Origin of the sequence: Pseudoalteromonas sp. Angola-7, assembly GCF_028599255.1 — a bacterium.
GTDB lineage: Bacteria > Pseudomonadota > Gammaproteobacteria > Enterobacterales > Alteromonadaceae > Pseudoalteromonas > Pseudoalteromonas atlantica.
The window spans coordinates 251,346-273,534 of record NZ_JAQREL010000002.1 but is presented as its reverse complement, the minus strand read 5'-3'; the positions used below and the strand labels follow the sequence as shown (position 1 = coordinate 273,534).

The 22,189-nt window shown below is 40.9% G+C and carries 17 protein-coding genes and 1 tRNA gene; 12 read left to right on the top strand and 6 right to left on the bottom strand.

All coding sequences use genetic code 11. The features are described 5' to 3' along the window. Window positions 1-21 precede the first annotated feature (21 nt). The 6 genes from folP (at window position 22) to PSH50_RS03805 (ending at window position 5,388) form a co-directional block, all read left to right on the top strand. Entirely contained in the window at window positions 22-867 is an 846-nt protein-coding gene (folP, locus tag PSH50_RS03830) for a dihydropteroate synthase (protein ID WP_029773450.1), read from the top strand. After that, window positions 867-2,207, top strand: a complete 1,341-nt coding sequence (gene glmM / locus PSH50_RS03825; RefSeq protein ID WP_004587342.1) for a phosphoglucosamine mutase — start codon at window positions 867-869, stop codon at window positions 2,205-2,207. The genes folP and glmM overlap by 1 nt, the downstream gene beginning before the upstream one ends. Window positions 2,208-2,287: 80 nt before the next feature. Continuing rightward, on the top strand, window positions 2,288-3,037 hold the full coding sequence (tpiA, locus tag PSH50_RS03820) for a triose-phosphate isomerase (protein ID WP_055253015.1): 750 nt from the start codon (window positions 2,288-2,290) through the stop codon (window positions 3,035-3,037). 1 nt (window position 3,038) lies between these two features. Then, entirely contained in the window at window positions 3,039-3,386 is a 348-nt protein-coding gene (secG, locus tag PSH50_RS03815; protein ID WP_004587340.1) for a preprotein translocase subunit SecG, read from the top strand. A gap of 82 nt (window positions 3,387-3,468) precedes the next feature. Further along, window positions 3,469-3,553 (top strand) — tRNA-Leu (locus tag PSH50_RS03810). 209 nt (window positions 3,554-3,762) lie between these two features. Continuing rightward, window positions 3,763-5,388 carry a methyl-accepting chemotaxis protein gene (locus PSH50_RS03805; protein ID WP_029773452.1) on the top strand — a complete coding sequence of 542 codons (1,626 nt, stop codon included), beginning with the start codon at window positions 3,763-3,765 and terminating at the stop codon, window positions 5,386-5,388. 226 nt (window positions 5,389-5,614) lie between these two features. Here the strand turns inward: PSH50_RS03805 and PSH50_RS03800 are convergent, their stop codons facing one another. The 3 genes from PSH50_RS03800 to PSH50_RS03790 form a co-directional block, all read right to left on the bottom strand. Beyond that, a complete protein-coding gene (locus PSH50_RS03800; RefSeq protein WP_096042052.1) occupies window positions 5,615-6,022 on the bottom strand; it encodes a phosphate ABC transporter substrate-binding protein in 408 nt (135 codons plus the stop codon). A 12-nt stretch (window positions 6,023-6,034) separates the two neighbouring features. Next, window positions 6,035-7,180 carry a porin gene (locus PSH50_RS03795; protein ID WP_024031843.1) on the bottom strand — a complete coding sequence of 382 codons (1,146 nt, stop codon included), beginning with the start codon at window positions 7,178-7,180 and terminating at the stop codon, window positions 6,035-6,037. Between the two features lie 284 nt (window positions 7,181-7,464). Beyond that, on the bottom strand, window positions 7,465-8,055 hold the full coding sequence (locus PSH50_RS03790; RefSeq protein ID WP_096739941.1) for a LuxR C-terminal-related transcriptional regulator: 591 nt from the start codon (window positions 8,053-8,055) through the stop codon (window positions 7,465-7,467). Between the two features lie 413 nt (window positions 8,056-8,468). Here PSH50_RS03790 and PSH50_RS03785 point away from each other — a divergent pair, with 413 nt between their 5' ends. Beyond that, window positions 8,469-10,691: a TonB-dependent receptor gene (locus PSH50_RS03785; protein WP_273586179.1), complete on the top strand. Its 2,223-nt coding sequence runs from the start codon at window positions 8,469-8,471 to the stop codon at window positions 10,689-10,691. A 278-nt stretch (window positions 10,692-10,969) separates the two neighbouring features. Here the strand turns inward: PSH50_RS03785 and PSH50_RS03780 are convergent, their stop codons facing one another. Beyond that, window positions 10,970-11,734: an outer membrane protein assembly factor BamD gene (locus tag PSH50_RS03780; RefSeq protein WP_024031852.1), complete on the bottom strand. Its 765-nt coding sequence runs from the start codon at window positions 11,732-11,734 to the stop codon at window positions 10,970-10,972. Between the two features lie 141 nt (window positions 11,735-11,875). On the opposite strand from PSH50_RS03780, the gene rluD reads away from it, so the two are divergent. The 3 genes from rluD to clpB all read left to right on the top strand — a co-directional run bounded on the left by rluD (window position 11,876) and on the right by clpB (window position 16,258). After that, the gene (rluD, locus tag PSH50_RS03775; protein ID WP_004587336.1) at window positions 11,876-12,853 is read left to right on the top strand and encodes a 23S rRNA pseudouridine(1911/1915/1917) synthase RluD; all 978 of its coding nucleotides are present in this window, start codon (window positions 11,876-11,878) and stop codon (window positions 12,851-12,853) included. After that, on the top strand, window positions 12,853-13,584 hold the full coding sequence (gene pgeF, locus PSH50_RS03770; RefSeq protein ID WP_273609280.1) for a peptidoglycan editing factor PgeF: 732 nt from the start codon (window positions 12,853-12,855) through the stop codon (window positions 13,582-13,584). The genes rluD and pgeF overlap by 1 nt, the downstream gene beginning before the upstream one ends. A 97-nt stretch (window positions 13,585-13,681) precedes the next feature. After that, entirely contained in the window at window positions 13,682-16,258 is a 2,577-nt protein-coding gene (gene clpB, locus PSH50_RS03765; RefSeq protein ID WP_004587334.1) for an ATP-dependent chaperone ClpB, read from the top strand. 46 nt (window positions 16,259-16,304) lie between these two features. On the opposite strand, the gene PSH50_RS03760 is transcribed toward clpB, so the two are convergent. Next, window positions 16,305-17,852, bottom strand: a complete 1,548-nt coding sequence (locus PSH50_RS03760) for a methyl-accepting chemotaxis protein (RefSeq protein ID WP_273609279.1) — start codon at window positions 17,850-17,852, stop codon at window positions 16,305-16,307. Between the two features lie 616 nt (window positions 17,853-18,468). On the opposite strand from PSH50_RS03760, the gene gshA reads away from it, so the two are divergent. Together gshA and PSH50_RS03750 are read left to right on the top strand one after the other, a co-directional pair. Then, a complete protein-coding gene (gshA, locus tag PSH50_RS03755) occupies window positions 18,469-20,055 on the top strand; it encodes a glutamate--cysteine ligase (protein WP_273609278.1) in 1,587 nt (528 codons plus the stop codon). 133 nt (window positions 20,056-20,188) lie between these two features. Further along, window positions 20,189-20,800 carry a transglycosylase SLT domain-containing protein gene (locus PSH50_RS03750; protein ID WP_024031857.1) on the top strand — a complete coding sequence of 204 codons (612 nt, stop codon included), beginning with the start codon at window positions 20,189-20,191 and terminating at the stop codon, window positions 20,798-20,800. A 61-nt stretch (window positions 20,801-20,861) separates the two neighbouring features. Here PSH50_RS03750 and PSH50_RS03745 read toward each other — a convergent pair whose 3' ends face one another. Then, the gene (locus PSH50_RS03745; RefSeq protein WP_004587330.1) at window positions 20,862-22,130 is read right to left on the bottom strand and encodes an HlyC/CorC family transporter; all 1,269 of its coding nucleotides are present in this window, start codon (window positions 22,128-22,130) and stop codon (window positions 20,862-20,864) included. Window positions 22,131-22,189: the final 59 nt, after the last annotated feature.

The following is a 22,189-nucleotide window of genomic DNA, read 5'->3' as shown; positions in this document are numbered from 1 at the left end:
CAAATAACTAAAAGGTTGGCGATGACTAACATAATAAACCTTCCCCGTGGGCGTAAACTTAATTTAGAAAAACCATGTGTGATGGGTATTTTAAATGTGACCCCAGATTCATTTTCTGATGGTGGAAAGTTTTTAGATACAGCGCACGCGGTGCAACAGGCAATGCAGTTGCTAGACGAGGGTGCAACTATCATTGATATTGGCGGGGAGTCTACACGCCCAGGCGCGCCAGATGTTAATTTAGACGATGAACTTAATCGTGTGATACCTGCAATAAAAGCCATTAGAGCTAAAAGTGACTGCGTTATATCGGTAGATACCAGTAAAGCGCAGGTCATGGAGCAGGCGATTTTAGCAGGTGCTGATATAGTTAACGACGTACGTGCATTACAAGAGCCCCACGCACTTAGCACACTCGCTAAGTATCCCGATGTAGCAATTTGTTTGATGCATATGCAAGGGCAGCCACGGACAATGCAAAGTGAACCCACTTATACTGACTTGCTAGCGCAAATTAACCTCTTTTTTGAGCAGCGTATAAGCGCATGCGAAACAGCGGGGATTAAGGTGGAGCAACTTATCCTCGACCCAGGTTTTGGCTTTGGCAAAACCCTAGAGCATAATTTTGAAATACTTGCTAAATTTAATGCATTTAATAAATTTGCACTACCGCTTTTAGCAGGTCTTTCACGCAAGTCGATGATAGGTAATTTGCTAAACAGAAAAACAGATGAGCGATTAGCGGGCAGCTTAGCCGGTGCGCTAATTGCCGCGCAAAATGGCGCAAAAATTATTCGTGTACACGATGTAAAAGAAACAGCAGATGTGCTTGGTGTACTCCAAGCTTGCGAAAAAGGAGCTTTATAATGAGCGAAAGAAAATATTTTGGTACCGATGGGGTACGTGGTTTAGTGGGCACAGCTCCAATTAACCCTGAGTTTGCAATGAAATTAGGCTGGGCCGCAGGTCGAGTTTTGTCTCTAAGTGGAACAAAAAAAGTAATTATAGGTAAAGATACCCGTATTTCAGGTTACATGCTAGAAACCGCGCTTGAAGCTGGTTTAATTGCCGCAGGAATAGATGTCGTACTGCTTGGGCCAATGCCAACGCCCGCTGTTGCATATTTAGCGCAAACGTTCAGAGCCGAAGCAGGTATTGTAATTAGTGCATCGCATAACCCATATTACGATAACGGGATTAAGTTTTTTAATGGCCAAGGCTTAAAATTGGATGACGACGTTGAGCTACAAATTGAAGCGATGCTTGATGAACCAATGACCTGTGTTGCCTCAGATAAACTTGGTAAAGCCTCGCGCTTAGTAAGTGCTGATGGGCGCTATATTGAATTTTGTAAAAGCCAATTTCCACAAGGCTTATCACTTGAAGGTTTAAAAGTTGTACTAGATTGTGCCAATGGCGCAACCTACCATATTGCTCCGTCGGTAATGCGTGAGCTAGGCGCTGAAGTGATTACTCATGCATGTGAGCCTAATGGGGTGAATATAAACCATGAATGTGGTGCTACACACGTTGATACGTTAAAGCGCAAAGTGCTAGAGCACAAAGCTGATGTGGGTATTGCTTACGATGGTGATGGTGATCGCGTAATGATGGTTGATCACAACGGTCGCGTATTTGACGGTGATGACTTAGTTTACATTATTGCCTGTCAAGCGGCTGAAGATCATATGCTAGGTGGTGGTGTTGTTGGCACGGTTATGTCGAACATGGGGCTTGAAAATGCATTAAAAGCAAAAGGAATTGAATTTGCGCGCAGTAAAGTTGGCGACCGTTATGTAATGGAAATGCTGCAGCAAAAAGGGTGGAGAATTGGCGGTGAAAGCTCAGGCCATGTATTAAACCTCGATTTAATCACCACGGGTGATGGTATCATTTCAAGCCTTCAGGTATTGGCTGCAATGGTGGCTCAAAATCGCACATTACAAGATTTAGGGGCTGGTTTTACAAAGTACCCAATGAAAATGATTAATGTACGTTACACACCTGGCACAGACCCTACACAAGCACCAGAAGTACAAGATGCGGTTGCGCAAGTAGAGCAAGCTTTAGGCGAAAAAGGCCGTGTTTTACTCCGTAAATCAGGCACTGAACCGGTAGTACGTGTTATGGTTGAAGCCGAACAAGAAAAAATAGTCATAGACAGTGCGCAAAAAATTGCAGCAGTTGTCGAATCTATGAGCAAATAAACTGATTGAGAACAATAACCTCTTGTAACTTAGGGCGAGAAAAGTTAATATCTCGCCCGCTTTCTAATCTGGAGTGGAAAATGGCAATACGTAAGGCAATGGTCGCGGGAAACTGGAAAATGAATGGCTCTTTAGAGCTTGTCACTCAACTGTCTGATGCCATTAACAGTGTTAAATCAAATGAGATAGACATTGTTTTATTTCCTCCATTTCCATTAGTATCAGCACTGGTTGACAGTGGTGTTACCACGGGTACTCAAACGCTCAGTGAAAATACCCCAGGCGCCTTTACCGGTGAAGTGGATGCTCAGCTTATTAAAGATTTAGGTGCTAAGTATGTACTCGTAGGTCATTCAGAGCGACGCAGTATTTACAAAGAAAGCAATGCAACCGTAGCCGCAAAATTTGCCCGTGCGCAGCAAGTGGGACTAACACCTATCTTGTGTATCGGCGAAAGCGAGAGCGAACAAGAAAACGGTCAAACCGAACACGTGGTTGCTGCACAAATTGATGCAGTAATTGAGAAATTAGGTGTAGCAGCACTGAAAGATTCTGTGATAGCATACGAGCCCGTTTGGGCCATAGGCACAGGTAAGACTGCATCGCCAGAACAGGCACAAGCTGTTCATAAATTTATCCGTGACAAAATTGCATCATTAGATAGCGATTTAGCACAAGGGCTTACCATCTTGTATGGTGGTAGCGTTAACGAAAAAAATAGCGAATTATTATTTGCACAACCAGATATAGACGGCGGCCTTATTGGCGGTGCTAGTCTAAAAGCAGATTCGTTCACTGCAATCTGTAACAGTGCAAAAGGGACCGTATAAGATGTACGAAATTTTATTAGTAGTTTATTTAGTTGTTGCTTTAGCTTTAGTTGGTATGGTTTTAATCCAGCAAGGTAAAGGCGCAGACATGGGTTCTTCATTTGGCGCCGGTGCTTCGGGCACAGTTTTTGGCTCATCAGGTGCAGGTAACTTCATGACCAAAACAACAACAAGCTTAGCAACAGTGTTTTTTGTTTTAAGTATTGTGTTAGGTAACTTAACTGCCGGTCAAATTAAAAAGACCGATGAGTGGGAAAACCTTGAAGCAGCACCTGCAGTAGAAACTGTAGCGCCAGCAGAAGAAGACGTACCTGTTACTCAACAGCAGAGCTCTGACGTACCAAACTAATTTAGCGTAAAGCTAACGTTAAACGACTTATACTCCTCAAGTAAGTCAATAAGTTTAACACCTAAGCGAAAGCTTAAAAAATGCGGATGTGGTGGAATTGGTAGACACGCTACCTTGAGGGGGTAGTGCTTTCGGGCGTGGGGGTTCAAGTCCCCCCATCCGCACCAAATTATAAAACCAGTAGCAGCAATGTTACTGGTTTTTTTATGGGAAATTTTCAACTTGCTCGCTTATTAATCGCCTGATCCTTGTGGCGTTTATTAGTTGTTTAAAACTCGCTGTATTTGTAAAAAAAACTAGAAATATTACAAATTTAGTTAACACTTATAGGTAATAAGCCGATAATAGATATAGACAACAAAATAAGGTATACACAATGGCTTCAGGCTTCTCTTTTCAAAACCTCAGCATAAGTAAAAAAATACATGCGATTACCAGCATTGCGGTTGTAGCATTTTTAGCAATCGTTTTGATTAATTACTTTGCAATGAATGACAATAGAATCGCACTTGATGAAATGGAAAAGTCTTCATATCAGGTTGTTAAGTTAACATCAGCAAATGTAAGTCTTTTAGAAAAGCTCGATGAGCTTTATACGCAAGCAGTTACATTTGGTGAGCAGGAGTTAGTAGAGAAAGCAGCTGATACATACAATGCACTAAGCAACAACATAAATGCGGTTGAGCAAATAAACGCTTCGTATATTCATAGTGACACGAAAGTTCAGTTAGCAAACTACGAAAAAATATCAGCCAGTATTGCCAATGGCATGGTAAATGGAACAGCTGACTTCAGTAAAATTCAGCAACAAGCACAAAGAAAAACAGCACTGTATAATGATGTGCTTGAAAAGTTTAAAACCGCTCAAGCAAAAGCAGACGATCGCTTTTTTGAGTTGGTTGCAAGTACTAAAGAGCGTTCTGATCACGCACTAACACTTATGTTGGTGGTATCTATTATTTCGTTAATTTTACTGCTATTTATGGCTATTTGGATTGCTAAACGTATTGCTGCCTCTGCAAGTGATGCCGCTAATAACCTGAGTCTACTCGCAAACGGTAAAGGGTCGCTGAGCACTAATCTGAGCGTAAATTCAGAGGATGAAATTGGTCAAGTATCAATTAACTTCAACTCTTTCATCGCTTTGCTGAAAAAAACAGTACTTGAAGTAATCGCGGTATGTGAGCCACTAATGGAGAACTCAACTCGCTTAGTGCAAGGTATGGAGCAGGCTGAACGCGCAACCACAAAGCAAACAACAGAGGCTGAGGTGGTTAAACAGTCTATGGAAGAGATGAAGCAAAGCGTGGGTGATATTTCTCAATCGGCGGCAAGTGCATCAAATGCAGCGCAAACAGCAGAAAAAGAGGTAGAACAAAGCAGAACTCAAGTTCAAATGTCAGTCACCGCCTCACGTACGTTAAGTGATGAAATAAATCAAGCCGCCTCAACTATCAATAAGTTAGCTGATGATACAAAAAATGTGTCTCAAATTCTTAATGTGATCACATCTATTGCTGAACAAACTAATTTATTAGCTTTAAATGCTGCTATAGAAGCGGCTCGTGCAGGTGAGCACGGTAGAGGCTTTGCCGTGGTTGCGGATGAAGTAAGAGAGCTTGCATCACGTACAGCACATTCAACGAATGAAATTCGTGAGTTACTAAGCACCTTGACTGAGGCTGCAAATGAGTCTGTGACGGCGATGACATCAGCGCGAGATATGGCCACAGATAACGCAACAGCCGCAGAGAAAACTGGCGTTTCGATAGAAAAAATTGCAGAGCAAATGTTAGAAATAAATGGTATGAACTCACAAATTGCTGCTGCAACAGAAGAGCAAACATCGGTTGCTGCGATGGTTGTAGAAAATGTGACGAATATGCATGAATCGTTTGAAGACACCATGGACTCACTCGCGGCGGTAAGGGATGTAGCGAAAAACCTACACTACCTTTCAGATAACCTTTTAGATGCCACCGCGAAGTTTAAAATTGAGTAATATTAACCTGCAATAATACTTAAGCATTTTAGAGGCTAAGCTAGGCGCTCGCTGCATAAAAAAATCGTTATTTAGAGTAACTAAATAATAATTTTTTGCTTAGCTTACTACACACTTTGTCTGCCTCTCAATTGCTTATTTATTTAAGGGTATTAGTATAAAGCCGTAATATTTAGATATAAAAAAACCACCTAATCGGTGGTTTTTTTATATCTAGCTACCGCGCTTAAAACGTAGCAACTACCTTAACTTTATCTGTTGCCTTACTGCTGTCTATGTAACCAATTGAGTCGCCATTACTAGCAACAAAATCAATAACAGCCTGGTCAGAATCAAATTTCTCTGGTGGTGTACCTTTACCGGTAAAAACAAGTTTTGACCAATAGGCATTTAATTGGCTACTTGATTTACCAACTACTTTAGAATTGAATTCATCAGCAACAGCGGTACCATTTTGAGTGGCTGGGTTCACTTTATTACCGTTAGCAAATGACTTTGCTTTTCCTAGGTAAATCTTTTTAATAGTATCGCCATCAAGTGCACTTGCATTGCCAGGGTTTACTATTACCGCAACTTCAGCATAGGCGCTAAACGCACATACCGACAGTACACTGGCTAGGATTAATTTTTTCATATTTCGCTCCAATTAGAATACTAAGTCAACGCCGACAGCTACTACATCAGTTTCAATGTTTGTTATGTCGTCATCTAAGCGACTAAAGTCGATTTTAAATGCAGCTGACGGGTGGAAGTCATAACGGGCGCCGATGGTGTAAACATTACTTTTTGCTTTAGAGCCTTCTAATGCTGAATTTATACCTGCATTTAATTGCGGCACAGCTGTAAGTGAATCATAACGGTTGTTATCGTGTTTATCGTCGTTGTTTTCATAGGTAACGTGAACAAGCCACTCATCCATACGATAGCCTAGAGAGGTATAGTATTGAGTTTGCTCAGCTAAAGCGCTGTTATCGACTTCAAACTGAGTATACTCTGCATCAAATAAAATATTGTTGTAGTCAATTGAAAAGCCAAGTGCGAAAAATGCTCCATCGTCTTCATCTACAGCAATGCTATCTGCTTGATCAGTGAAACCCGAGCTGCGAAGAGTTGCCTCTAGGCCATTAAGGGCGATACCAGCATCAGTATCATTTTCAATGTCAATGGTGGTCTCTGCCACAAAATAGGCAACACGTGCGCTAAACCAATCGTAACTAAGTGACCAGTTAAGACCAGCGATATCATTAAGCTCAGTTTCACCATTGACCGAGACTACTGCGATATTATCTTCAAAGCTACCATATATGACTTGAAGACTTGAGTCCCAATCACCGATTTGTGATGTATATAGTAAGCTCAACCCTTCGTAAGTAGAAAATGGTAAATTGTAAACCGATTGAGGAGGGCGAACCCAGCGGTAAGTGTAACCTACATCTAGAAAGTCAGAGTATTTGTAAAATGGCGCACGCATTTTACCAGCGCTGAGTTGTAACTCATCACTAAACTCATAAGTTAAATACGCCCATTCAAAATCTGCATCAAAGTCATTCTCGCCGCGAGCCACAATTTGCGCTGTTGCGCTGAGCTTTTCCTGAAGATCGGCAGATAGTTGTAATGCAAATACACTCTCATTTTTAAATGAGATATCGTCATCATATCCGTATAAAGTTTGATCACTGTCTAGACTTTTGCCACCTACTATAGATGCAAAGCCATTTATGCGAACTTCAGCACTCGTGTAACTAGATGCAAGTGCGGCACATATTGCTACTGCTACAGATAGCTTTTTCATATGTATTTCCTATTTGTTATTTAGATGTTGATTTCATGGGGATTATAGAAGTGATTTTAGTTTTTATCTAATAATTTTAGGAAGTTAGTTAAAAAAACTTTACCGACCGTGTTTTTCTTTTGGTTACAAATGTTAAATCATAGAAGCTATTATCTAAAGCAGTATGATTTCATTAGATATTTTTTTATTTCGGTACTAAATGATGATTAAAGAGTGGAATACTATTTTATTAATATAAGCTTATTGCGCATATAAAAGCCTAAAAGCATTTGTCGTTATGCTACTTAATTATTTACTTTATTAAGATTGGCTTGACACCATAACAAGGCCTGCTGCTTGTTTTTAACAGAAATTTTTTGATAAATTTTATGCAAATGTACACGAACTGTTGCTTCGCTAATAAATAAGTTGTCTGCAATGGCGCTGGAGTGTAGCCCTGAGAATAACAAGTTTAACACTTTTATTTCTTTGCTAGTTAAGTTGCTTGATTGTACCGCTGACTGCTTCTCAGTGGCTAGCATTTGCTTCATCCAACAATCAGAAATATCTCGTGGAAACCAGAGCTTCCCCTTTTCAATTGCCTCTAGGCCTTTTTGAAAATATTTTTCATCGGTATTTTCGTAAAATAACCCTTTTAGATTAGGCCACTCTTTCAAAGAAAGTGCATTGCAATTTTTAGGGACATCAAAAATAACTAACCCTTGTTGCTTATTCTGCGCCATAAATTGCGTAATTAAATCATGGGTAGTAATTATGTTAAGTGCTTGGTAGTTAACCAGTAAAATATTGTATTTCGCAGCTACGCAAAATAGCGAGGTGTAATCAGGGTTGTTAAAACATTTAAGACTTTTATTACTAGTATTGTCTGATTCCATAACGATTCAATCCATAAGGTTGATAATTATACTATATTGTTATTTATTGCCGATTTCAATGAAGTTTAAAGCCGTTATTTGAAGCAACTATTACTATAAAGAAAATTAGTTCACCTATATCTATTACACTGTTTTGCTATGTATTTGAATAGGTTGCTTAAAAGTGAGGCCTTATAGCCTGCCTTAATTATTTATAATGTAAGTAATATTATCCAACAATAATCAAAAATTATAATTAATTTGTACCTGTATGTTTATTAAATGAAAATTTTTATACATTTCTTCACAAATATGTAATATAATACCCTTCCAGAGGAAAGATGCTATTAGGCGTCTTTTTTTATGCCCAAAACTTATTGCCCAAGCCAATAAGTTCGCATAACTAAATTATACGGTATCCTTTGGAGAATATTTTGAAACTACGCAAACTCTCACAGTTAAGCCTCGCAATTGTCGCTGCACTAACTATCTCAGTAAATGCTGAAGAAGCTAAAACAACAGCAAAACAAGACGCGTTTGAAAAAATCGAAGTTACAGCTCGTAAACGTACAGAGAGCTTGTTTGAATCTCCAACCGCTATCACATCAATTGGTGCTAACCTAATTGATAAAGCCAATATGAGTAACCTAGAAGATATTGGTAAATACGTTCCAAACTTAAATATCACTCGCTACGGTGTAGGTAATGCGGCTCATGCCTCTGTGTTTATTCGTGGTATTGGTCTACAAGATCACATAATTACAACCGATCCGGGTGTAGGTGTTTATTTAGATGGTGTTTACTTAGGCCGTCAAATGGGGTCAAACTTATCGTTACCAAATGTAGAGCGTGTTGAAGTTCTACGTGGACCACAAGGTACATTATATGGTCGTAATACCTTAGGTGGCGCAGTAAATGTAATTACTAAGCAACCAGGTGATGAAGGGATTGTTTCAACTACAGCTAAAATTGGTAGCCGCGGACGTATTGCTGGCGATGTATACTTTAATAACTCGCTAACAGATGAAGTAAGTATGTCTGCAAGTGCATCATACAAAACGCGCGATGGTGTGGGTGAAGCTGTCAATTTAGCTAACCCAGAAAAAGAAATTGGTGAAGAAGAAGAGTTTAGCGGTCGCGTAGCCCTTAAATGGCAAGCCAATAGCGATTTAGCGTTTACTTTTTCACTTGACGGTGTTGATAACGAGTCGGGTCAATCGCCTTACACTATTGAGTTAACTGAGCCGCTTGATGCAAATGATGTATTTAATGGTGACTTTCCTTTATTAACACAGGATATGATCCCATCTGACCCAGATGATTTAGGCACTACCGTTGCTGGTATTGAATCTACGTCTTACTCAGGGTGGGGTACGTCATTTACTGCTGATTGGGCAATTGATGATACGTACACGGCTAAATTTATTTCAAGTTACCGTACTTCTGAATACGAAGGTGGACTTGATGATGATGCGTCACCTCTTAACTTATCTGAGTTCCCAGAAGAGGGTGGTGCAGACCAATACTCGTTTGAAATTCAACTAAATGCGACTTACGACAATATGGACTTTGTATCAGGCCTTTACTTCTTTAATGAAGATGGCTTTACACGTTCAGGTCCATTTGTATTTAGCCCATTCAATACACCTAATGGTTTATTAAACGATGGTGTTACACCTTCATTTGGTGGCTATGGCGATTTTGAAATTAACCAAGAAACAAACTCATACGCTGTATATTTTAATACAAGTTACGATTTAACAGATGATTTAAGTATTGGTGGTGGCCTTCGTTACTCAAAAGATGAGAAAGATGCCGATGCGATTTTCCCAACATTTGCTGAACGTAAATACGTAAGTGCTGAGTTTGACGCTGTAACATGGGATGTAAACGCATCATATCAAATCAGCAATAACATGAATGTATATGGTCAAATTCAAAAAGGTTACCAAACCGGTGGTTTCCCTCCACGTCCATTTGGCGGCCCCGATCAGTTTGTATCGTTTGATGAAACTAAAGCAATTAACTACGAAATGGGCTTAAAAGGCCAAGTACATGAAAATGTATCTATGATGTTAGCTGTATTTGTAACAGATTACACTGACCTTGCTTTACCATTTTCTGACCCTACTGCAGGCGGTGGTTTTGTAACGATTGTTGAGAATGCAGGTGAATCTAAAGCGCAAGGTATTGAGCTTGAAACTACCGTTGCCATTACAGACGATTTCACAATTCGCAGCTCTGTAGGTTACTTAGATTCTGAAATTACAGAAGTAGATGCAGGTGTACAAGGTATTGGTAAAGGTGATTCACCGGCATTAACACCACGTTGGACTGTAATGATTGCCCCTTCTTACTTTATGGATTTAGACAGCGGTGCAACCGTTGCATTTAACGCTAACTACTCTTTCAGAAGCGAAATGCAAGGCCAGTCGGTTTACAATGAAAGCGAGACTATTGATTCGCGTGAGTTAGTTGGTTTTAATATTTCTTACACTAACCCTTATGGCGATATGGAAGTAACCTTATACGGTGAAAACGTATTAAACGAGGTTTACGATGTAGGTCGTTTACAGCAGTCAGGTTTTGTTGGTGTAATGCGCAGTAATGACCGTAGCGAGTTTGGTTTAAAATTCAAAAAAGACTTTGAGCTTTAATAACCCGCAATGAGTTAATTAAAAGGTAAGCTTAGGCTTACCTTTTTTTTCGCCTGCAAAAAGAAAAACTTAGATCAATAGTGAATCCCTTTGTTAAAAGCGCTATACAAGCGTGTAGTGCAATTGCTATTATTATACTTAGTGTGGTGCGATGGCTAATCGCTAAGTATTAAAAAGCGCCACAGGCATCAACTAGCCTTATTTTTAGGCAATAAAAAAGCCCTCAGAGAGGGCTTTTAAACAATCAACATAGGTTTAAATAAAAACCTCTGCCATTCTTATTTGTTAGATTCATTGTATTCACGCGTTAGTCTTGCGTGCTCACTTAAATCTGTCAGGCCAAGCTTTTCGTAGCTTTTTTCCATCATCTCAAGTGCAGGCTCTAAATAGCTGCTTTGCGAGTAATGCTCAACAACGTACTTACCACGATTAGCGGCCGCTAGGTAAGCTTCACGTTCGTAGTAGTAATTAGCCACTTTTAGCTCGTAACGCGCCATGCGGTTTAAAAGCCACACTAAGCGACGTTTAGCCTCTGGTGCGTAATCACTCTTTGGAAAGCGTTTTACAAGCGTTGATAAATCGGTAAATGCAACACGTGTACGGTTTGCATCGCGGTCAGCTCTGTCTATGCCAAAATACTCTTGGAAGGCATTTTTATCTGCTTTAATGTTAACCAAGCCACGCATGTAGTACATGTAATCTAAATCTTTGTGGTTTGGGTTTAAACGAATAAAGCGGTCAATGGTCGCTAATGCTTGCTCTGTATTACCTGATTGGTAATGGGCATACACTAAATCCATTTGTACTTGCTTTGAGAAAGGGCCAAATGGGTAGCGTGAATCAATAGCGGTTAATAGCTCAATTGCTCGGGCGTATAAACCTGAGTCGAGTGTTTGTTTTGCATCTTCATACAAAGCGTGTGCAGATTTGTTAGGAACGCGTTGGATATCTTCTTGGTCAGGCGCAGAAGAACAGGCCCCTAAAGTAAGTACAGAAGCTGAAAAAACAATGGCGAATGCACGTTTCCCTATTTTATTTATCATTTTATTTGTTACCTTCGATGTCTTCGGCTAGGCCACGGCGGTAAAACCGAGTAAACTATGCGTATTATATTATGCTTTTATTAAAAGCGATTCTAACCCAGTCAGGCACAGCTTGCACTGGTAAATTGGGTAAAGTTACTAATGTCAGAACAAATTTCACTTCAAGCCGAGGTTCCTACCGAGTTAGGTGGTAAACGTCTAGACCAAGTATTAGCGCAATTGTTCCCTGATTATTCACGTTCACGTATAAAAACATGGATATTGGATGATAAAATCACCGTTGACGGTGAAATCTATAACACACCACGAGAAAAACTACTCGGTGGTGAAGTTGTAAATGTTGAAACCAGCATTGAAGCACCACGCGAATACGAAGCACAAGATATCAAATTAAACATTGTTTATGAAGATGATGATATTTTGGTTATCAACAAACCTATGGGCCTAGTCGTTCACCCAGGTGCAGGTAACCCAGATGGCACAGTGCTAAATGCATTGCTGCATCATTTTCCGGATATTATTAACGTACCGCGTGCAGGTATTGTGCACCGTCTAGATAAAGACACCACAGGCTTAATGGTGGTGGCTAAAACTATTCAGGCGCAAACACATTTAGTTAAAGCACTGCAAAAACGCGAAAACTTTACGCGTGAATACGAAGCTTTATGTAATGGTACTATGACCGCAGGTGGCATGGTTGAAAAGCCGATTGGCCGTCATCCAACGCAGCGTACACACATGGCAGTTCACGAAATGGGTAAGCCTGCTATTACACATTACCGTGTTGCTGAAAAATTCCGTGCTCATACACGTTTACGCCTTCGCCTAGAAACCGGCCGTACACACCAAATTCGTGTTCATATGGCGTATATAAACCACCCGTTAATTGGCGATAGAGCCTACGGCGGCCGTCCGCGTCCACCTAAAGGTGCTACGCCGGAGCTGTTTGAAATGTTACGTACATTTAATCGCCAAGCCTTACACGCAGTAAAATTGAGTATTGCGCACCCTATTACGGGCGAGATGATGACCTGGCAAGCGCCTATTCCAGATGACATGGTGGCAATGACTCAGGTGCTTAGAGAAGATACCAAAGCTAACCCTAACATAGAGTATTAATGGCTTTTTTGTCAGCCCCTTGGCCTAATTTAACCTCGGTAGGTACGCTCAGTACCACCCGAGAAGGCGGTGTGTCAAAGCCGCCTTTTAATAGCTTAAATTTAGGCCTACATGTTGATGATGATCCAGAGCACGTGCTAAAAAACCGTGCTTTGGTTGAGCAATCCCTGCCAAACCCGCCACTGTGGCTTAATCAAGTGCACAGCGCCGATGTGCTCTGTGTTGATGCAGATTTTAATTTTCAAACATTACACAGTGCTGATGCGTTGTATACCCAAGTTAAAAATCAGCCTCTTGCTATTATGAGTGCAGATTGCCTGCCTATTCTGTTTGCAAGTCATGATGGCCATGAAGTTGCAGCAGTACATGGTGGCTGGCGCGGCCTTGAAAAAGGGATCATAAAAAATACCCTTGCCTGCTTTAGCGCGCCTAGTAAGCAAATATATGCGTGGCTTGGGCCTGCTATTGGTGCTGAGCAATTTGAAGTTGGTGCTGAGGTTGCTACGCGATTTATCGCAAAATCCCCTTTGTTTAAACAGGCATTTAAATTACAAAGCAATAATAAATACTTGTGCGATATTTACCTAATCGCTCGCATTGAGCTTGAGCAGTTAGGCGTTATTAATATTAGCGGAGGCGATTATTGTACTGTTTCTCAGCCATCATTGTTTTTCTCTTATCGGCGAGAAGGTAAAACAGGACGTATGGCAAGTTTGATCTGGCGCAAATAAAACACTATTTCCCTACAATATTCATCTTAACACCTTGAACAATTCTATTAACATACCCATTTATTAAGCAATTAGTTTATTAAATAGGTAAACCCTCATGCGTTTAGATAGATTCACAAGTAAATTTCAATCTGCGCTTTCAGATGCTCAATCGCTAGCATTAGGGCGCGATCATCAATTTATTGAACCCGTACATTTAATGTATGCGCTTTTACAGCAAAATGGCTCTAGCGTGCGCGCCTTGCTTGCACAAGCAGGCGTGAGTGCGGATGAGCTCAACACCAAGCTTTCTCAAGAAATAGAAAAGCTGTTTAAAGTTGAAGGAGTAGGGGGCGACGTACAGCTTTCTAATAACATGGCTTCGCTTATTAACTTATGTGATAAGTACGCGCAAAAACGTAAAGATAAGTATATTTCGAGCGAATTATTTGTATTAGCTGCCTGTGACGACAAAGGCCCTTTAGGTGATATTTTTAGAGCGCTTAATATCACTGCAACTAAAATAGAAAGTGCCATAAAAGCAATTCGCGGTGGCCAAAAGGTCGATGACCCTAACGCCGAAGAAACCCGACAAGCACTTGAAAAATACACCATTGATTTAACCGAGCGCGCAGAGCAAGGTAAGCTCGACCCCGTTATTGGGCGAGATGACGAAATCCGTCGCACGATTCAAGTTTTGCAGCGCCGTACTAAAAATAACCCCGTGCTTATTGGTGAGCCAGGGGTAGGTAAAACGGCCATTGCTGAGGGGTTAGCACAGCGCATTATAAATGGCGAAGTGCCAGAGGGCCTAAAAAGTAAGCGTGTTTTATCGCTAGATTTAGGCGCGCTGGTGGCGGGTGCTAAATACCGCGGTGAATTTGAAGAGCGTTTAAAATCGGTGCTCAACGAGTTGGCTAAAGAAGAAGGCCAAGTGATTTTATTTATTGATGAAATTCACACTATGGTGGGCGCAGGTAAAACCGATGGCGCAATGGATGCTGGCAATATGTTAAAACCAGCGCTTGCTCGAGGGGAGCTACACTGTGTGGGCGCCACTACGCTTGATGAATACCGCCAATACATAGAAAAAGATGCCGCACTTGAGCGTCGTTTTCAAAAAGTATTGGTTGAAGAGCCCTCAGTTGAAGACACCATTGCCATTTTACGCGGCTTAAAAGAGCGCTACGAGTTACATCACTCGGTGGATATTACTGACCCGGCAATCGTCGCCGCTGCGCATTTATCGCACCGTTATATTAGTGACCGACAATTACCAGATAAAGCTATTGATTTAATTGACGAGGCTGGCTCGTCAATTCGTTTGCAAATAGATTCTAAGCCTGAGTCTTTAGATAAGCTTGAGCGCCGTATTATTCAATTAAAACTTGAAGATAACGCTTTAGCTAAAGAAAAAGACGATGCAAGCCAAAAGCGGCGCAGCGAAATGCAGCAGCTCATCACCGACTTAGAAGCGCAATACCGAGAGCTTGATGAAGTATGGAATGCAGAAAAAGCCTCGTTACAAGGCACGCAAGTAATTAAAGCTGAGCTTGAACAAGCGCGCCTTGATTTAGAGGTTGCCCGCCGAGCGAGCGATTTACAGCGTATGTCGGAGCTGCAATACGGAAGAATTCCAGAGCTTGAGCGAAAACTTGATTTAGCCTCGCAAGCTGAAATGCAAGAAATGAGCTTACTAAAAAACCAAGTAGGCGAAGACGAAATTGCAGAAATACTTTCTCGTTGGACCGGGATCCCAGTATCGCGAATGCTGCAAGGTGAGCGAGAAAAACTGTTAAAAATGGAAGAGCAACTTCACAGTAAAGTGATAGGGCAGGACGAAGCAGTTGTAGCGGTCGCGAATGCGATACGACGCTCTCGTGCGGGGCTTGCCGATCCTAATCGACCAATAGGATCATTTTTATTTTTAGGACCCACTGGGGTGGGTAAAACAGAGCTTACTAAAGCGCTTGCAGGTTTTATGTTTGATACAGAAGATGCCATGGTGCGTATCGACATGTCAGAGTTTATGGAAAAACACGCGGTAGCACGTTTAGTGGGTGCGCCTCCCGGTTATGTTGGTTACGAAGAAGGCGGCTATTTAACCGAAGCCGTTCGCCGTAAGCCTTATTCTGTAATTTTGCTTGATGAAATAGAAAAAGCGCATCCCGATGTATTTAATATTTTATTGCAGGTACTCGATGATGGCCGCCTTACTGATGGGCAAGGGCGTACGGTTGATTTTAAAAATACGGTTATTATTATGACCTCAAATTTAGGCTCAGATATTATTCAAGAGCAAGCGGGCACAAACGACTACGCAACGCTTAAGAGCAAAGTTATGAATGTGCTCGTTAACGAATTTAGGCCAGAATTTATAAACCGTATTGATGAAACTGTCGTATTTCATCCACTTGCCAATGAGCATATTAAAGAAATTGCCGATATTCAGCTTGTTAAATTGCGTGAGCGTTTAACAGAAATGGGCTATTTATTAGAGATCAGTGATGCGGCGCTTGAAAAAATAGCCTCTAGCGGGTTCGACCCTGTTTACGGTGCTCGGCCATTAAAACGAGCTATTCAGCAAACAATTGAAAACCCACTGGCTCAGCAGCTATTAGGGGGAGAGTATAACCCTGGCGATATTGTCGTGATAGATGCAAACGAGCAGGGCCTGATTTTTTCAAAACGCTAATACAGACGCACAATAAGCCGCTAAGCAGGCGGCTTATTGCCTTGCTTTATACTTTAAATGTATAAAGTAGGTTGTTTACTTTTTGAGAGCCGGCAACTAATTCTGCGGCATCTTTAGCAACGTCATAACTTAAAGCTAAGTTTTCGTTACTCACCTCTTTTATATTATCTACATTATTAGCAATATCATGGCTCACCATCTGCTGCTCCTCTGCAGCCGTCGATACACTATTTGTTAGCAAAGCTATTTCACTAATTTGATTGAATATAATATCGAGCTCTTGGTGTGTTTGCTCGGTTGTTTGTACGCAGCCCTCAGCTTGTAGTTTTGTACTTTGCATTACCTTTGACCAATTAACCAATGTATCCTGTATATCTTTAATCGAGCTGTGAATTTGCCCCGTAGCACTTTGCGTACGAGAAGAAAGAGCACGCACTTCATCAGCAACTACGGCAAAACCACGGCCATGCTCGGCTGCTCTTGCGGCTTCTATTGCAGCATTAAGCGCTAGTAAATTGGTTTGCTCAGCAATACCTTCTATCTCATTCATTACTTGGCCTATTTTATCTGCTTCCTGCGCGAGGTTATTAGCCGTATTGGCAGCATGATCTACGTGAGTTGCCAGCTCAGATACCATTTTTTTGTTATCAGCAATATGTTGTTTTATATCCGCGCAGCTGTGCTGAGTAGAATTAACTTTGTCGGCGGTAGTTGTTGTACTATTCGAAATCTCACCAATAGTGGCGGTCATTTGCGCCATAGCAGTGGCGATTTGTGTAAGCTGTGTGCTTTGCGCCTCAATGCCTTTTTCGGTGAGCGACGATTTATCATCTAGGTTTTCAGCAATGTTATTAAAGGCATAGGTAGCATCTTTTACGCGCCCCAATACAGTTCTGAGCTTAGCAAGTAGCATTTGCTCTTTATAGTCACTCACACTTAGCGGTGAGTTATCGCAAAAAACATAGCGCGAGATAGAGTCAGAATGCTGTTTATAGGTGTTTAATTTAGCAGGGGTTGCCACTAGCTCTTGATAATTTAAGGCCAAAATAAGCACGCAAATTAATACGTTGATAACCGCTGCCATGGTTGAAAAGGCAAACCCACTCATTATTAGCCAGCTAAATACAACGGCTAACGTAAGCATTTGGCGCAAGTGTGTGCGTTCTTTAAAATTAAAAGCGGCTTTACCGCTATTTAATTTTTCGTATAGTTTATGGGCTGTTAAAACATGTTTTTTATCTGGTTTTGTACGTACAGATTGATAGCCAACTAACTGATCACCTTCAAAAATAGGGGTTACAAATGCATCAACCCAGTAATAGCGCCCATCTTTACATCTATTTTTTACTATGGCGCGCCATGAGTGGCCGCTTTTTAGCGTACTCCACATTTCTTTAAATGCTGCTTTGGGCATATCTGGGTGGCGCACAATATTATGATTTTTACCAACGAGCTCTTGGGCACTAAACCCTGCTACATCGCAAAATGCCTTATTTGCATACGTAATGACTCCTCGTAAATCGGTTGTGGATACCAATTGCTGAGCATCACTAAAGTGAACCTCTTCATTTATTAAGCTTTGATTATGACGCATGTTAGTTTTAACCATCCTTTTTAATTAACTTGTCATTGTATTGGGTAAACAAAAGGAGGTGAAGTAAAGGCGCTGCGCTAAATAAAATTGTCATCAAAATTGCGACTTTTTATGATCTATATCAAATACTGCGTTTAAAATGTTAAAGCTTATGAAGTGTAATCTATTAATTCAGGGTCTTTATGTTTGGGGCGTGAGGGTTTTTGGTGGCTGAATTTACAGCAGTATGTTTGGTTTTTAGGCAAGGGGTAAGAGCAGGACGCGAAAGCTTTGTTCGGTTTTTACTTATTCATACATGGATGTAAGTCATAAGAATAACGCAGGGCAGTTATCGAGCCTATTAGGTTACAAATATCGCGCTGCGATTGAATCGCCCTTAGTTCAAACAAATTTCAATTCACAAAGGCCAACACGCCCTAGCAAAGCGATTGTATATTAGCGTGAGCAGTGGCAAGATTAGCTTGCTGGTTGATGCTTATTGTATCAAGCGCATGCTCAACAGGGTAAATAGCTAAAAATTTTGAAAAATTATATTGTTCTTAATAATTTAATCTTGAGTATGGGCAATTAGCCCCCATAACCCTAAGATTAAGCCACGTGGCCGAGGAAGCATTTTTTGACTATACATGATTTATCTAGCGCGCTAAACGCGTTATCAGCAACACCGCATCAGCACGCAATTAAAGGGATCAAACGTGGTATTGAGCGAGAGTCGTTGCGTATTAAAGGTAATGGCGCCATTTCCACTTTAGGACATCCTAAAGGCGTAGGTAGTGCATTAACAAACGGACATATTACTACCGACTTTTCAGAGTCATTACTTGAATTTATTACCCCTGTTAGTGAATCAGCGACAGAAACCTTAGCGCAATTAAAAGACCTACAAAAATTTACACTTGAGCACATGGGTGATGAGCTTTTATGGCCCATCAGTATGCCATGCTTTATTGAAGAGCAAGATGACATCGTACTTGCTCAATTTGGTAACTCAAATACTGCGCGTATGAAAACCCTATACCGTGAAGGATTAAAAAACCGTTACGGTAGTATGATGCAAGCGATTGCGGGTGTTCATTTTAATATTTCTTTTCCAGAAACACTTTGGCAATCTTTACACACCTTAAAGCAAAGTGAGCAAAGCCTAGAAGCATTCATTTCGGATGGTTATTTAGCGCTTATTCGTAATTTCAAACGCGAGCTTTGGTTAATTAGTTACTTGTTTGGTGCCTCACCTGCATTATGTAATTCTTTTTTACAAGGTCGCAAAACTGACCTACCGTTTAAAAAGCTAGGTAAAGGCACACTTTATTTAGAAGTAGGAACCGCGCTACGCTTGGGTGATTTAGGTTACACCAACAGTGCGCAATCTTCATTACGCGTAATGTATAACTCGCTTGATGAGTACGTCGCTGGGCTTAAAAAAGCAATCAACACGCCTTCTGACTTATACGGCGATATTGATGACTACACCACAGCAACACCTAAGCAGCTTAATAAAAATATTCTGCAAATCGAAAACGAATTTTATTCGCCGATCCGCCCTAAACGTAATGCTAAAAGTGGTGAAAAACCAACGGATGCATTATTAAGAGCAGGTATTGAGTATGTTGAAATTAGAGCGCTGGATGTAAACCCGTTTAGTGAAACCGGCATTGATATAGAGCAAATTCATTTTTTAGATGTGTTTTTAACGTATTGTTTGTTAAAAGACTCCCCAGAAATGAAGTGGAAAGAGCAAGCCCGCAGCACTGAGAATTTAGACACAGTGGTTAATCAGGGGCGTCAGTTAGGTGTTATGCTTAACGACAACAACCAACAGCGTACGTTACAAAGTTGGGGGAGAGAAATTTTTGACCAACTAAGTGAAGTCGCTGAGCATATGGATAAGGCGTATGGGGTGACCTATTACAGCGAAACCATCGCACAAATGGCTACTTGGGTTGATAACCCAGCGCTGACTTTTTCAGGGCGTTATGTGCGCGAGCTAGAAAGTGCGGGTATAGATAACGGTTTATTTGCTATTCAATTGGCTAATAAATATAAGCAAAGCCATGCGCAAGCCAACTACAATGTGTTTTCTAAAGAATGGCTCGAGCAACAAGTTGTTCTCTCGGATAAAGCGCGAGAAGAAATAGAGCGCGCCGACACGCTAAGCTTTACTGACTTTTTAGATGAATATTTTAATGCCAAAGCATCTGCTTAAGTTTTTTTAAGCAAAAAAAACGCAGCCCAAGGTGGCTGCGTAAATATTCTTCAGGGATGAAACAATGCTATACTGCTGCATTCATATACTCAGACCCACGCTTTTTTAAAAAGTTCAGTGAGATCTTATAAAAATGAAAAAAAATGCAATTATTTTATCTTTTGCCCTCTCTTTAGCTGGGTGTGCCACTGCGCCGCCAAAGCAGCCTAATGATCTTTGTAAAATTTTTGAAGAAAAGTCAGATTGGTACTTTGATGCAAAAGATGCACAAGAAAAATGGGGCTCACCTAAACATGTTCTTATGAGCATGATGTACCAAGAAAGTTCGTTTCGTCATGATGCCGCACCACCCATGGAGTATTTTTTATGGATAATTCCAACTGGGCGTGCCAGTGATGCTTACGGGTACTCACAAGCAAAAACTCCAACTTGGTCTGACTATATTCGTGAAACGGGTAACAGTGGGGCTGATAGGGATGATTTTGACGATGCAATCGACTTTATGGCATGGTTTGTTTATAAAACACATAAAGTAAATGGTATCTCTAAATGGGATGCTTACGCCCAATACTTAAATTATCACGAAGGGTGGGGCGGTTATAAACGCGGTACCTATAAAAAGAAAAAGTGGCTAATGAGTGTTGCTAATAAAGTAAAACACCGCGCAAGCCGTTATGGTGCGCAGCTTAAACGTTGTGAAGAGGAGCTTGATAAAGGCTGGTTTGAGCGACTGCTTTTTGGCTAACTACATATCTTAAAAGCAAAAAAAGGAGCCAAGGCTCCTTTTTTTAATGCATTATTTACACTTACAACTTACGTTGATTTGGCTTAATTTTTACCTGTTTTATCATATTCTCTTTTACTTCTAACACCTCAACAGGGTAGCCGGCTATTTTAAGGCTTAAATTAGCATCTGGAATATCTTCTAGGTATTCTACAATTAAACCGCTGAGTGTTTTAGGGCCATCAAGAGGAAACTCCCAGCCCATCTCTTTGTTTAAGTCGCGCACGTTAGCGCCGCCATCAACAAGGTAAGAGCCATCGCTTTGTGTCGTCACTTCTTCACTTGGCGTACGTGTTTGCGTGGTAGTAAAATCGCCAACCACTTCTTCAAGAATATCCTCAAGGGTTACGAGACCTTGTATGTCGCCATATTCATCAACCACTATACCAATACGTTCTTTTGATTGTTGGAACTTTAATAGCTGGGTATTTAGGGATGTCCCCTCAGGAATAAAGTAAATCTCACGTACAGCACGCAATAATGACGGTTTATCAAATTGCTCTTTGGTTAAAAGACGAAGAGCGTCACGCGAATGGATAAAACCTACCGCGTCATCAATATTGTCGCGATAAAGTAATACACGGGTGTGCTGAGCATGAGTTAATTGGCGGCTAATGAGCTTCCAATCGTCGTTAATATCAATCGCCACTATTTCGTTACGAGGGATCATAATATCTTCAACGGTCACTTGCTCTAAGTCTAAAATAGAGGTCAGCATGCTTTGGTGACGAGCTGGCAGTAATGCGCCTGACTCATTCACCACTGTTTTAAGCTCTTCTTTACTCATGCTGTGCTCATCTATTTGTGCTGAGCTGATACCAAATAGACGTAAAATACCGTTGGTCATCCAGTTAACAACAACCACAAACGGAAATAGTATTTTGAGTAACCCTTTGAGAATAATAGAGCTTGGAAAGGCTACTTTTTCAGGGTACAACGCAGCAAGCGTTTTTGGGGTTACTTCTGCAAATATTAGTACCACTAGCGTTAACACACCGGTTGCAATACCAATACCTAAATCACCGTATAAACGAATACCAATGATAGTGGCTACCTGGGCGGCAGCGATATTTACAAGGTTGTTACCAATTAATATTAGGCCAATGAGTCTATCAGGACGGCTAAGTAATTTACTGACTCGTTTAGCTGCGCGATGTTCCTCTTTTGCAAGGTGGCGCAAGCGTATACGATTAATTGACATGATCCCGGTTTCTGAACCCGAGAAATAAGCAGAAAAAAGCACCAATAAACCTAAAATGATAAACAAGGTACTTGTCGATATGTCGTCCAACGATGGATCCTTTTTTTATAAACCAATGCGTATTAAGCTAGAGTGAGCTGACAGAGTCA